Genomic DNA, 13,356 nt, shown 5'->3' with positions numbered 1-13,356 from the left:
GAATATGTCTGCACATCGTCAATTGCGGCTGGGGACCATTTTGCATGGTGCATCCGGAAATATGTCTGCCTGGCGCCATCCGGCGGCGGTCGCGGATGCCAGCATTAATTTTGATTTCGTTAAAGAAACGGCTTTAAAAGCAGAAGAGGGCAAGCTCGACTTTATATTTGTGGCCGACGGCCTTTATATTAACGAGAAATCCATTCCGCATTTTTTAAACCGCTTTGAGCCGCTGACGGTGTTGTCCGCGCTGGCGAGTATCACCTCGCGCCTGGGGCTGGTCGGCACGTTATCCACCTCGTACAGCGAGCCTTTCACCGTTGCACGCCAGTTCGCCAGCCTCGATCACCTGAGCAACGGACGCGCGGGCTGGAACGTGGTGACGTCACCGCTGGAAGGGTCAGCCAGGAACTTCTCCCGCGAAAAACACCCGGAGCATGCGCTGCGCTACCGCATTGCCGATGAGTATCTCGACGTGGTGAAGGGGCTGTGGGATTCCTGGGAAGGGGATGCCTTTATCCGCAATAAAGAGAGCGGACAGTTCTTTGATGCGTCGAAACTGCATACTCTTGATCACCACGGTGATTTCTTCCAGGTTTCCGGCCCGCTGAATATTGGCCGCACGCCGCAGGGACGTCCGATTGTCTTTCAGGCTGGCGCGTCCGACGACGGTAAAAAGCTGGCGGCAAAACACGCTGACGCCATCTTTACCCACCATGACACGCGGGAAGAAGCCCAGGCTTTTTACCGCGATGTTAAACAGCAGCTGGAAAGTCACGGCCGTCGCGCAGAGGATTTACATATATTCCAGGGCGTCAGCGTGATTGTTGGAAACGACGCCGATGACGTAGAAAACCAGTATCAAACTACGGCGGCACTGGTCTCCATTAATGATGCGCTGAATTACCTCGGACGTTATTTCGAGCATCACGACTTCAGCCAGTATCCCCTCGACGCGCCGTTCCCGGATATTGGCGATTTGGGCAAAAACAGCTTCCGCAGCACCACCGATGAAATCAAGCGTAACGCCCGTGAGCGCAACTTAACTCTGCGTCAGGTCGCGCTGGAAGCCGCATCGCCGCGCCCGCGTTTTTCCGGCACACCGGAGCAGGTGGCCGATGGTTTACAGGCCTGGTTCGAAGAGAAGGCGGCGGATGGCTTCATCATTCAGGGCGGCACGCCGGACACCTTCCCGCGCTTTGTCGACCAGGTGGTGCCCGTTTTACAGGCGCGCGGCCTGTTCCGCACCGACTATCCCGGCACCACGCTGCGCGAAAGTCTGGGCTTAGACGAGCCCAAAAATCAGTTCACACAACAATAAAAGAGAAAAATGCTATGCAGAAATCATCGCTTATTCTGGCGCTTGCGCTGGCCTTTACCCCTGCCGTCTGGGCAGAGAACGTCAATATTAACGGCACCGGCGTGAGCATTGAGGCCAATAAAACGCCGATCAATACCGCCAAAAACAGCGATGCGATCGCGCAACTGCCGAAAGACTATCGTTTTGCCGTGCCGGGGAAATTTACCGTGGCGGTGGCGGGACTGAATCAACCGCCACTGACGGTCTTTTCCGACGACAACAAAACTCTGCTGGGAAGTGAGGTCGACATCGCGCGTCTGGTAGCGGACAGCCTCGGACTGGAGCTGAACGTGGTGCGCACCTCCTGGGAGGATTGGCCGCTGGGGGTTGCCTCCGGGAAATACGACGCGGCTATCAGCAACATCACCGTCACTAAAGCGCGCAAAGAGAAGTTCGACTTCGCCACCTACCGCAAGGATTCACTTGGCTTCTACGTGAAATCCACCAGTCCGATCAACTCGCTTGTGAAGGCAGAGGATATCGCCGGGCTGCGCATCATCGTGGGTTCCGGCACCAACCAGGAGGCCATCCTGCTGGCATGGAACGAAGAGAACCTCAAAAAAGGGCTTAAACCCTTTACGCCGATCTACACCAAAGACGACGCGGCCCAAACGCTGGCGCTTCAGTCCGGACGCGCGGACGCCTACTTTGGCCCGAACGTGATCGGTGCCTGGAAAGCGGCGCTTAACGGTAAAACCAAACTGGTCGGCAGCGTCGACGGCGGCTGGCCGAAGGCGGCGCATATCGCGGTGACGCTGAAAAAAGGCAGCGGCCTGGTCGAACCGGTTCAAACCGCGCTGAACGGCGCGATCAAGAACGGAGATTACGACAAAGTGCTGAACCGCTGGGGGGAAGGCGTGGAGCGTATCCCCAATTCCGAAGTTAACCCGGCGGGTCTGGGCGATTAAGGAGGCGCTATGCGCGAACAATTTCGTGACGTTTCACCGGAAGATGCCGATCTTCAGCCCATTATCGAGGGGCTTTTCGGTGAGTACGCCGCTCGTTACGGCGACTACTTTTCAAAGGATGCGGAAGTCGAGCTGACAGAGTGGTACCTGGCGCCGCAGGGGCTGTTTATCGTCCTGGAGCGCGATGGCGAGATCATCGCCACCGGTGCGTACAAGCCCTTCGACGAACATACCGCAGAGATCAAACGCATCTGGACGAATAAAACGCTGCGCCAGCAGGGGCTGGCCGCGCGCGTGGTACAGGAGCTGGAGCGCCGGGCGGTGCTGGCGGGCTACAGCCACATCTACCTGACCACGGGGTTTCGTCAGCCGGAGGCGGTGCGGCTCTATCTCAGTCAGGGGTATCAGCCGCAGTTCGATCTTAACCGTGACCCGGAAGAGTATAGCCAGCCGCCGTTCGACGGTCGGCTGCGTTTCACCAAGACGCTGATCCGCGAAGCGCTCAGCAAAACCGCATAAGGAGCGACGATGAGCAACGTTGAAACCATAAAAGTGGTCCCGGCACGTTATCCGCTGCGCGCTGCTGGCGCCGTGGTGGCGCTGTTTGTACTGGCGGTCGTGATCCAGTCCGTGGCCTTTAATCCGCGCTGGGAATGGGCGGTATTTGCCCGCTGGTTCTTCGACCCGGTGATCCTCGAAGGCGTCGGCCAGACGCTGCTGCTGACGTTGTTAAGCACCGTACTGAGCGTGGTGATTGGCGGCATGCTGGCGCTGGCGCGGCTCTCGTCATCATGGCTGTTGAGCAGCCTGGCGTGGGGGTACATCTGGCTGTTCCGTTCCCTGCCGCTGATCGTGGTGCTGATTATCCTCTATAACTTCTCCTATCTCTACGACACGCTCTCTCTCGGCGTGCCTTTTACCGGCATTACCTGGGGCAGCTTTGAAACCATCAATGTTCTCGGGCAGTTTTCTACCGCCATCGTGGGGCTGACGCTGGTGCAGAGCGCCTATACTGCGGAGATCATTCGCGGGGGCTTCCTTGGGGTCGACCACGGTCAGTATGAGGCGGCCGCTGCGCTGGGGCTGCCGGCGTGGCGTCGCACGGTGCGCATAATTCTCCCCCAGGCGCTGCGCACCATCCTGCCGTCCGGGTTTAACGAAATCATCAGCCTCGCCAAAGGGACGGCGATGGTTTACGTGCTGGCGATGCCGGAACTGTTCTACACGATCCAGATGATCTACAACCGCACCCAGGAGGTGATCCCGCTGTTGATGGTGGGGGCCGTCTGGTATCTGGTGATCACCACCGTACTGTCTGCCATCCAGCATGTTATTGAGCGTGGACTCGCCCGCAGCGAGCGCCGCTCCGCCGTAAACCAGAACCGGGCGGCCAGTCGCGCGCGCTCCGTCACCACTTCGCCAGCACAGGAGCCTGTTCATGCAAGCCTCTCCTGAAGGACACATTTCCATTACCGGCGTCAGTAAGTTTTTTGGCCGACATAAAGCGCTCGATAACGTCACGCTTGAGATCCCGCCGGGCTCCGTGACGGTGATCCTCGGCCCCTCTGGATCGGGAAAATCGACGCTGCTGCGCACCATTAACCATCTTGAGCGCGTAGACGAAGGCTTTATTCAGATTGACGGGGATTACATCGGCTATCGCCGTCAGGGTGACAAACTCTACGAGCTCAAAGAGAAAGAGATCCTCAAACAGCGCGTCAACGTTGGGTACGTGTTTCAGAACTTCAATCTTTTTCCGCATCTCACTGTGCTGGAAAACCTGATTGAAGCACCCATCGCGCATAAAAAGTTCAGTAAAAAAGAGGCTGTTGAAAACGCCTACAGCCTTCTGGATGTGGTAGGTCTGCGCGATAAAGCCGATGCCTGGTCGCGTCACCTCTCCGGCGGCCAACAGCAGCGTATCGCCATTGCCCGCGCGCTGGCGCTGCGCCCGCGCGTGATGCTGTTTGATGAACCCACCTCGGCGCTGGATCCGGAACTGGTTGGCGAAGTGCTGGACGTGATTAAAAAGCTCGCCCGTTCCGGCACTACGCTGGTGGTGGTCACCCATGAGATCGGCTTTGCCCGGGAAGTGGCGGACCAGGTGGTATTTATGGTCGACGGTAAAATTGTGGAGCAGGGCAGCAGCGACGACGTGTTAAACCGACCGTCGCATCCGCGAACGCGCCAGTTCCTCTCAAAAGTGCTGTAAGGAGCGCAGATGAAATATGGACTCCTGGCGGGGCTGGTCTTCACGACGGCGAGCCACGCCAGCATTGATTTAAAGGCCAACGAACAGCCGCTGCCGGTGACGGTTGATCAACAGGCGGTGGCGAAAATCCCGGCGAACTATAAATTTGTTGAGCCGGGGACCCTCACGGTAGCGATTTCAGCCCTGAATTCTCCGCCGCTGGCGCTGCTGGCCAGTGATAACCGCACCCGTATTGGCAGCGACCCGGATATCGCCCGGTTGCTGGCGGGCAGTCTGGGGCTGAAGCTGAAGCTGGTGCCAACGGCGTGGGAAGACTGGCCGCTGGGGATCACTTCCGGGCGTTATGACGTGGCGTTGGTGAATATCGCCGTCACCGAGCAACGTAAGGCGAAGTTCGATTTTGCGACCTATCGCGTCGATTCCCTCGCCTTCTCGGTGAAATCCACCAGCAACGTACAGTCGATCACCCGTGCGAAAGATCTGGCCGGTAAAAAGGTGATTGTCGGGTCAGGCACCAATCAGGAACGTATTCTGCTGGGCTGGAACGAAGAGAATAAAAAGGCCGGGCGCGAGCCTGCGTTGCCGGTTTATCTGACCGACGACGCCTCAGGCAATCTTTATATTCAGTCCGGCAGGGCGGATGTTTTCTTTGGACCGCAGTCCGTTTCTGCCTATAAAGCCGCGTTAACCGGCAAAACCCGCGTCGTGGGATTAGGGCCGAAGAAAGCCTATGTCGCCACCACAACCAAAAAAGGTAATGGGCTGGTGTATGCGTTGCAGGCTGCGCTGGACGGTGCGATTAAGCGCGGGGAGTATCAAAAGGTGCTGGCGCGCTGGGGGGAGGCGGGCGAAGCGGTGACGTCTTCTGACGTTAACCCGCCCGGGATAACCTACTAATGGTGCTCTACACTTAGGGTTTTCATCCCTGAGGGGGCAACATGATCAAACTCTATGGCGTACCCGGCTGGGGATCGGCAATCAGTGAAGTGATGCTGACTCTGGCAGACATCCCGTATCAGTTCGTCAACGTGGACGGGTTTGACCAGCCCGGCCCGCAGTGCGAATTGCTGTTGAAACTGAACCCGCTGTGCCAGGTGCCGACGCTGGAGCTGGAAAATGGGGCGATCGTGACGGAAACCGCAGCGATCGCCCTGATGGTGCTCGACAGACGTCCCGACCTCGCGCCGCCCGTAGGGCAGGCCGAGCGCCAGCAGTTTCAGCGCCTGCTCATCTGGTTTGTGGCGAACGTCTATCCCACCTTTACGTATGCAGATTACCCGGAACGCTGGGTGCCTGATGCCCCGAAACAGCTGAAGAAAAATTGCATTGAGTACCGAAAATCGCTCTATCTGTGGTTCGACAGCCAGCTCAGCGCCTCGCCGTTTGCGTTTGGCAAACAGCTGACGCTGCTTGACGTCTATATTGCCGTTGCGCGTACCTGGGGGCCACGTCATGAGTGGTTTGCCACTAACACGCCTAATATTACCGCCGTCGCGGATGCCGTCTGCGCGCTGCCGGAACTGCACAAGGTGCTAAAAGCTAACGATATAATCTGATAACGTGGAACGCTCATCTATAAAAGGAGCCCTGCCCATGCCACACGTTGATATCAAATGTTTTCCACGCGATCTGACTGACGAACAAAAAACGGCCCTGGCGGCGGATATCGCCGAAGCGATCGCCCGTCATCTGAACAGCAAAGATCGCTCAATCTCCGTGGCGCTTCAGGAGGTTCAGGAAGCTGACTGGAAGGCGCAGGTCTGGGATACCGAGATCGGCCCGAAACTGGATGAACTGATTAAGAAGCCCGGTTATTCGATGTAACTTGCCTGCCGGGTGGTGCAATATCACCCGGCGCTCCTCGCTTTTATTCCCTTTCGCAAAAATCGATAATAAAAACCATAACGATTCCGCTACAATTCATCCCTCCGAACAATATTCGTTAAATCAGCAGGTAAGCACTGCAACTGCACCAGATTAAGTACAAATTAGTAAAAGGATAATTTTTCCATGACAAAATTACCTCAGTTTTCACTCGCCTTTATTCATCCTCGTTACTGGCTCAGCTGGGCAGGCATTGCCGCGCTCTGGTGCACGGTTCAGCTTCCGTACCCGCTGCTGTTGAAAACAGGTCACGGGCTTGGGCGTCTGGCTATGCGCCTGCTTCCACGCCGCGTGGAGATCGCCAGACGAAATATTGAGCTTTGCTTTCCTGATATGAAAGAGGACGAGCGCGAGCGTTTACTTGAGCGTAATTTTGAATCGGTTGGAATGGGCGTCATCGAAACGGGGATAGCGTGGTTCTGGCCAGACTGGCGCGTACGGAAACACTTCAGCGTGACCGGCTACGAACATATGGAACAGGCGCGGGCGCAAGGAAGGGGCGTGGTGCTCATTGGCATGCATTTTCTCACGCTGGAATTAGGCGCACGCATCTTTGGCATGCTCAACGCGGGTATTGGTGTGTATCGTCCCAACAATAATGCGTTGCTCGACTGGCTGCAAACGCGCGGTCGTCTGCGTTCCAATAAAACCATGCTTGACCGCTATGACCTGAAGGGCATGATCCGCGCGCTGAAGCAAAACGAGATCCTGTGGTATGCCCCGGACCACGATTATGGCAAAACGAATAGCGTGTTTGTGCCGTTTTTTGCCGTCCCGGACGCCGCGACAACTGCCGGGAGCTACATGCTGGTGAAAAGTGCCAGACCGGCCGTGATCCCGTTTGTACCGCGCAGAAAAGTAGATGGCACAGGGTATGAGCTGATTATTCTGGAAGATATTAGCGATACCTTGCAGGGAGGCGACAAAGCGTCGGTGGCCACGCAAATGAACAGAGCGATTGAGCGCGCCGTGATGATGGCGCCTGAGCAATATATGTGGCTGCATCGGCGGTTCAAAACCCGCCCTGAAGGCCAGCCGGACCGGTATAAACGCAAAAAACAGATCCCATCTTCTGCAAGAACCTTATCTGCCAGCGATATTTCGGACCGGTCGAGTATCCAGCAGTAGCCCGGCAGGGCGGATGCCGGTGCGCTCCGCCCTTTATAAATCCTGCCGCGCTGGATAGAATTACCGCATCCACATTGACGGGATGCCCAACATGACCGGAAGAGTCGATTATCATCTGGAAAAATACCTCCTCACCGAAGCCGGTGAGCCGGAACGTCTGACGCGCCAGTGGGCGGAGGTGATGCGCGAGTGTCATGACCAGAAATCCGGGGCAGAAGAGCGGCTGCGTCTCGCGCTGCTGAACGTGGATTATGTGACCAGCTTTGAGCTTCCCTTCCGGTTACTTCTTACCCGTGCACCGCAGCTGATTGATAGCATCAGAAATGAGTTTCAGCTCAGTCAAAAAAATGTCCTGTTCAACGGGAAGCGGTTTGGCTGCGTCTACAGCCTTAAACAGGATTTGAACGGCATTCCGGATGAATTTACCTACCACCTGAAGACCCGTATTCAGCGGATCGATGCGTCCGGCGGTTCGGAAGTGCCTTACCGGCAAATCGCTCAGCAGGTGAAAGCCCCCCGCGAGCGCCTCCAGCTGGCGCTGGAACAGGGGCTTGCGGTCACCGCGCTTGACGGGCTTTTCTGGTTTGGCCTCCAGCGCATAGCCGCCGAGGTGCAGCGGTTAAGGAAGACCGGGATGAGAATAGTCACGTCCGATACGGAGGTGTTCGACACCCTTACCAGAACAATACGGCGCATTCCGGTTTATCGTCTTGAGGACGCTGCCGCTACTTAGCCTGGAGCAGGATCGCCAGCAGTCCAGGAAAGCGGGCGTCCAGATCCTCTCTTCTCAGTGAGATCATATTCTCGCGCCCCTGCGGGCGCTGCCAGATCACGCCGCTGTCGCGCAGCACGCGCCAGTGGTGAGTCATAGTAGATTTCACCACCTCTTCCGGGCGCAGCGCGTTACAGCTCAGTTCGCTGCCGTCGGCCAGCCTGCGGATAATCGCTAATCGCAGCGGGTTGCCGAGGGCGAACAGCACATTTTCCAACACTATTTGTTCAGGTTCCGGGTGGTTTGGGATCATCGTTTTCCTGCGTCTCGCGTGAGATTGAGCTATATCAACAAAAGGTCAACCGTTAAAAAATAGTTCGATAATACTCGTACAATAGGACTATTATAACAAACGAACGAACATGCGACCATCCCGGTCGTCACAAACCAGTCATGAAGACTTAAGGAAATAACATGCCCCGACCCATTCCACTCTAACGTTATCGCAACATCGGTATCTCCGCGCATATCGATGCCGGCAAAACAACCACCACTGAGCGCATCCTGTTTTACACCGGGATGAGCCACAAGCTGGGTGAAGTACACGATGGCGCGGCAACCACCGACTGGATGGCGCAGGAGCAGGAGCGCGGGATCACCATTACGTCGGCGGCGGTAAGCTGTTTCTGGCCCGGTATGGACAGAGGCTTTGAACCGCACCGCATCAATATTATCGACACCCCCGGGCACGTGGATTTCACCATTGAGGTGGAACGTTCCATGCGTGTGCTCGACGGTGCGGTGATGGTCTATGACTCCGTCGGTGGCGTGCAGCCGCAGTCGGAGACCGTCTGGCGTCAGGCGAATAAATATCACGTCCCGCGCCTGGCATTCGTCAACAAAATGGACCGCCCGGGTGCGGATTTCTTCCGCGTGGTGCAGATGATGCAGGAGCGGCTGAAAGCCAATCCGGTCCCGATTGTGATCCCCGTGGGGGCAGAAGAACACTTCACCGGCGTGGTGGATCTCATCAGGATGCGCACTATTCTTTGGGATGATGCGACGCAGGGCATGGCGTTCAGCTATGCGCCAGTGCCTGACGATCTGCTGAGTACCGCCCAGGCGTGGCGAGAAAAAATGGTTTCGGCTGCGGCAGAAGCCAGCGATGAGCTTATGGATAAGTACCTTGAGACGGGCGAACTGGATGAAGCGGAAATCATCCAGGGGCTGCGCGTCCGGACCATCTCCGGTGAAATACAGCCCATGCTGTGCGGCAGCGCCTTCAAGAACAAGGGCGTGCAGCGCATGCTCGACGCGGTAATTGAATTGATGCCGTCCCCACTGGACGTGCCCGCTATTGATGGGGTTGACGAAGACGGACAGCACGCCGAGCGCCACCCAAGCGATGATGAACCGTTCTCGGCGCTGGCCTTCAAGCTGATGAGCGATCCGTACGTTGGCCAGCTGACCTTCATCCGCGTCTATTCCGGCATACTGCGCAAAGGCGACGCGGTGTACAACCCGGTGAAGGGCAAGAAAGAACGTATCGGGCGCATCGTGCTGATGCATGCCAACGATCGCCATGAGGTGGACGAGCTGCGCGCAGGGGATATCGCAGCCTGTGTCGGGCTGAAAGACGTTACCACCGGTGACACGCTGACCGATCCGAATGCGGTGATCACCCTTGAACGGATGGAGTTCCCGGATCCGGTTATTTCGCTGGCGATTGAGCCGAAAACCAAGGCCGATCAGGAGAAAATGGGGATCGCCCTACAGCGCCTGGCTGCGGAGGATCCGTCGTTTCGCCTGCACACGGACGAAGAGTCCGGACAGACCATCATCTCCGGGATGGGCGAGTTGCATCTGGAGATCATCGTTGACCGCATGAAGCGTGAATTTGGCGTTGAGGCGAACATTGGTCGTCCGCAGGTCACCTACCGTGAAACCCTGCGTAAAGCGGTGAAGGATATAGAAGGTAAATTTGTCCGACAGTCCGGCGGGAAAGGGCAGTACGGTCATGTGGTTCTGAGCCTTGAGCCGTTAGCCGCCGGGAGTGGTTTTGTGTTTGAAGATGCCACCAAAGGCGGGGTGGTGCCGCGGGAGTACATCCCGTCGGTGGAAAAAGGCTTGCGAGAAGCCATGAATACGGGAGTGCTGGCGGGCTATCCGGTGGTGGATGTGAAAGCGACCCTGACGTTTGGTTCCTACCATGACGTTGACTCCTCGGAGATGGCCTTCCGCATGGCGGCGATCCTCGGCTTCAAAGAGGGCGCACGGCGGGCGGATCCGGTTATTCTTGAGCCGGTCATGCACGTTGAGGTGGAAACGCCGGAAGAGTACGCCGGGAACATTATGGGCGATCTCTCCTCCCGTCGCGGCCTGGTGCAGGGTATGGCAGAGCAGTATGGCAGCCAGATTATTCGCGCTGACGTCCCGCTGGCTGAGATGTTTGGCTACGCCACCACGCTGCGCTCGATGTCCCAGGGGCGCGCGACGTATACGATGGAATTCCATCATTTTGCGGAAGCTCCGCGGAATGTGGCGGATGAGATTATTGCGAAGCGTGTGAAGAGTTAATTAATTGCACATGGTAGTCATTTGGCTACCATGTGCCTTTATTATTACGACAGGGAGTTTATGCCTGTTACTTAATTAGCGTCGCCGATCGCACTTTCCATTTTCCTTGCTCTTCAACGAGACAATCTGCAATCACATGATCTTGCTTCTTACCAAATGCGACATAGACGTTTGTGCAAACGGCGTCAAAATCAGAATGTAAGACGGTTATCTGATTCCAGTCATCATCCCAGTGCTGCGCTTTGATAAACATATCCGCATCGGGCATATCTTTGTCGTTACTGTCGCCAGAGTACATTTCTTTAATTGCTGCAATGGTCCCTGAGGCTACGTACTCGTTCATAATGTCTGGATTGAGTACGGGTGGTTTGTTCTGATCTAACTGCGCTATATACTATTGATTGAATTTAAGCGCCGCCTGACCCGGTGCATAAATGTTTTCTGCGGCCGCGAGCGGAGACAGGGCGAAAAGTAAAAAGTAGAGTGGTTTCATTAATCATGCCTGAACAGTTCGTAATGAGGTTGTATGTTGCGGTAAGCCTGCCCAGGATACATGGTGCGTTGCACAAAATCGCTGATCCACTGTTGACCATCGTATATACAAACGTGACCGCTATCATGACCAATTATATTTTGGATAACTGCGACGTCACCAGCATGGGGTTGATCATATACCAGGTGAAAGCCTGCATTGACTAATGTGCGCCCCATATCTTTTGCCAGACGCGTGTTGGGGATTTTTAATCGACCACCCGCTCTGATCGCTTCTGTTACGTAACGAGCACAATAACCCGTGCTGCTGGGTTGCGCGTGTGATTTCGCATATGATATTGCGCCATCTTTGTTCCATGACATGCATATTTCCTTTACGAAAGATTGTTTATGCAACAGCTTCTGAAATATCCTCCGTTTAACATCGTCGTGATAAACATAAAATGCCATAGAAATTTTATATAATTCAGATGGGTATAATTAAAAAATCATTCCAGCGCCTTCACCATTTTCCCGCTCGCGACAAACGTACCCGCACCCAGATGATGCAGCGTATTCAGCTTATCCCCGTCAAACTGCCAGCGTCCGGCGACAAATGCGCGTTCATCCGCCGCGGCGGAAACCACTTCGCCAAACAGAGTGTCATATTTCTCTGCCGCAGAGGTTACAGGTAATAACCGGCACTCCATCCACGCCAGACATTTCTCTTCTATAACCGGCAGGCCAAGCTCAGGGCCATAAATAACCGGGATCCCGTAGCAGTTAAATTTATCCTCGTCGCGCCCGCTGACGCTGCCGACCGCCCAGGTCCAGTTGGCTGCCGCCACGCCGGGGATCACAATGCCGAATTTCCCGCTGCGTTCGATCAACTCCCGTGACCACGCGCTTTTGTCTACCACAATCGCGATACGCGGGGGTTCAAATTCCACCGGCATAGACCATGCGGCGGCCATGACGTTGCGACGATCGATGGTCTCATCCCGGCTGGTGATGAGCACGGTTGGACCGTGATTCAGAAGACGGCTGGCATGGCGTAATTCAACAGGGCGAAAGTGGTTCATAGGATCTCCTCATGTACACGATGAGTATGACGAAAAAGCACTTTTGCGCATATGCATAAGGGAAAATAGTTTATAAACAGGGGATATCACATCCTGGAGCAAATCATGTCTCCATTTCTGAGTGCTTATTTCGCCCGCACGGGCTGGCAGCAGCCCGTACAGGTTGATATCGATACCCTGCGGGGGCTGCATTTACACCATAACTGTGCGATCCCTTTCGAAAATATTGACGTCGTTTTGCCGCGGGAAATCCATCTGGACGACGGGTGTCTGGTGGATAAACTGGTCACCGCACGTCGGGGGGGGTATTGCTTCGAGCAAAACGGCCTGTTTGAGCGGGTGTTGCGCGAAGTCGGATTTACGGTGCGCAGCGTGCTGGGGCGGGTTGTGCTGGCCAATCCGTCGCAGATGCCGCCACGTACGCACCGGTTGCTGCTGGTTGAGCTGAACGGCGAGCGCTGGATCGCCGATGTGGGATTTGGCGGACAAACGCTGACGGCGCCGATTCGTTTGATCGCCAACGAGGAACAGGAAACCCCGCACGGGAGTTATCGTTTGCTGAGCGAGGGTAACGACTGGGTACTGCAATTCCGCCATCACGAGCACTGGCAGTCAATGTACCACTTCGACCTGGCGACCCAGTACTTCAACGATTACGTGATGGGAAACTTCTGGTCGGCGCACTGGCCGCAGTCCCATTTCCGTCATCACCTGCTGATGTGTCGCCACCTGCCGGACGGGGGCAAGCTGACGCTGACCAACTTTAATTTTACCCACTGGCAGAACGGGCATGTGGAGGAGCAGATCCATTTGCCGGATGCGGAGGCGCTGTATAAGCTGATGCAGGCGCGGTTTGGCCTGGGCGTTGATGACCCGAAGCACGGCTTTACCCTGGCCGAGCTGACGGCCGTGATGGCGGGGTTTGATACGCATCCACAGGCAGGGAAATAGCCCGGTGGCGGCTACGCCTTACCGGGCCTACAGCGGCTTGAAACGTAGGTCGGGTAAGGCGAAGCCGCCAC

The 13,356-nt window shown here is 56.1% G+C and carries 13 protein-coding genes and 2 pseudogenes; 11 read left to right on the top strand and 4 right to left on the bottom strand.

The annotated features are described in order from the left end of the window. Positions 1-4 precede the first annotated feature (4 nt). The 9 genes and pseudogenes from SK50_RS24165 (at position 5) to SK50_RS13940 (ending at position 8,225) form a co-directional block, all read left to right on the top strand. A pseudogene (locus tag SK50_RS24165) lies at positions 5-2,268 on the top strand (NtaA/DmoA family FMN-dependent monooxygenase). Between the two features lie 9 nt (positions 2,269-2,277). Beyond that, positions 2,278-2,787 (top strand): GNAT family N-acetyltransferase, encoded by a 510-nt coding sequence (locus tag SK50_RS13975; protein WP_003857004.1) that lies wholly within the window; start codon positions 2,278-2,280, stop codon positions 2,785-2,787. A gap of 9 nt (positions 2,788-2,796) precedes the next feature. Beyond that, positions 2,797-3,723: an amino acid ABC transporter permease gene (locus tag SK50_RS13970; RefSeq protein WP_045345125.1), complete on the top strand. Its 927-nt coding sequence runs from the start codon at positions 2,797-2,799 to the stop codon at positions 3,721-3,723. Beyond that, positions 3,707-4,480, top strand: coding sequence for an amino acid ABC transporter ATP-binding protein (locus tag SK50_RS13965; RefSeq protein WP_017693375.1), 774 nt, complete (start codon positions 3,707-3,709; stop codon positions 4,478-4,480). The genes SK50_RS13970 and SK50_RS13965 overlap by 17 nt, the downstream gene beginning before the upstream one ends. 9 nt (positions 4,481-4,489) lie before the next feature. Beyond that, positions 4,490-5,377 (top strand): transporter substrate-binding domain-containing protein, encoded by an 888-nt coding sequence (locus tag SK50_RS13960; protein WP_017693376.1) that lies wholly within the window; start codon positions 4,490-4,492, stop codon positions 5,375-5,377. Positions 5,378-5,418: 41 nt separating this feature from the next. After that, positions 5,419-6,036, top strand: a complete 618-nt coding sequence (locus SK50_RS13955; RefSeq protein WP_045345126.1) for a glutathione S-transferase family protein — start codon at positions 5,419-5,421, stop codon at positions 6,034-6,036. Positions 6,037-6,073: 37 nt separating this feature from the next. Next, the gene (pptA, locus tag SK50_RS13950; RefSeq protein ID WP_003857012.1) at positions 6,074-6,304 is read left to right on the top strand and encodes a tautomerase PptA; all 231 of its coding nucleotides are present in this window, start codon (positions 6,074-6,076) and stop codon (positions 6,302-6,304) included. 186 nt (positions 6,305-6,490) lie between these two features. Then, positions 6,491-7,492: a Kdo(2)-lipid IV(A) acyltransferase gene (locus SK50_RS13945; RefSeq protein ID WP_045345127.1), complete on the top strand. Its 1,002-nt coding sequence runs from the start codon at positions 6,491-6,493 to the stop codon at positions 7,490-7,492. A 91-nt stretch (positions 7,493-7,583) separates the two neighbouring features. After that, positions 7,584-8,225 carry an ECs1377 family protein gene (locus SK50_RS13940; protein WP_048229559.1) on the top strand — a complete coding sequence of 214 codons (642 nt, stop codon included), beginning with the start codon at positions 7,584-7,586 and terminating at the stop codon, positions 8,223-8,225. Here the strand turns inward: SK50_RS13940 and SK50_RS13935 are convergent. Continuing rightward, entirely contained in the window at positions 8,218-8,517 is a 300-nt protein-coding gene (locus tag SK50_RS13935; protein WP_000612740.1) for an ArsR/SmtB family transcription factor, read from the bottom strand. The two genes, SK50_RS13940 and SK50_RS13935, sit on opposite strands and share 8 nt — an antisense overlap. Before the next feature lie 197 nt (positions 8,518-8,714). Between SK50_RS13935 and fusA the strand changes: the two genes are divergently transcribed. After that, the gene (gene fusA / locus SK50_RS13930) at positions 8,715-10,781 is read left to right on the top strand and encodes an elongation factor G (protein ID WP_255353975.1); all 2,067 of its coding nucleotides are present in this window, start codon (positions 8,715-8,717) and stop codon (positions 10,779-10,781) included. Between the two features lie 67 nt (positions 10,782-10,848). Here fusA and SK50_RS13925 read toward each other — a convergent pair. The 3 genes and pseudogenes from SK50_RS13925 to SK50_RS13915 form a co-directional block, all read right to left on the bottom strand. Next, positions 10,849-11,274: pseudogene (locus SK50_RS13925) on the bottom strand (DUF3828 domain-containing protein). Next, positions 11,274-11,636: a hypothetical protein gene (locus tag SK50_RS13920; RefSeq protein WP_039273782.1), complete on the bottom strand. Its 363-nt coding sequence runs from the start codon at positions 11,634-11,636 to the stop codon at positions 11,274-11,276. The pseudogene SK50_RS13925 and the gene SK50_RS13920 overlap by 1 nt, the downstream one beginning before the upstream one ends. 125 nt (positions 11,637-11,761) lie before the next feature. Further along, positions 11,762-12,334: a flavin reductase family protein gene (locus tag SK50_RS13915; protein ID WP_039270701.1), complete on the bottom strand. Its 573-nt coding sequence runs from the start codon at positions 12,332-12,334 to the stop codon at positions 11,762-11,764. A 105-nt stretch (positions 12,335-12,439) separates the two neighbouring features. Between SK50_RS13915 and nhoA the strand changes: the two genes are divergently transcribed. Continuing rightward, positions 12,440-13,285, top strand: a complete 846-nt coding sequence (gene nhoA / locus SK50_RS13910; RefSeq protein ID WP_015570465.1) for an N-hydroxyarylamine O-acetyltransferase — start codon at positions 12,440-12,442, stop codon at positions 13,283-13,285. Positions 13,286-13,356: the final 71 nt, after the last annotated feature.

The sequence above is a fragment of the Enterobacter sp. BWH64 genome (genome assembly GCF_001037645.1).
In the GTDB taxonomy this organism is placed as follows: domain Bacteria; phylum Pseudomonadota; class Gammaproteobacteria; order Enterobacterales; family Enterobacteriaceae; genus Enterobacter; species Enterobacter hormaechei_C.
This window is presented reverse-complemented; position numbering and strand designations above follow the sequence as displayed.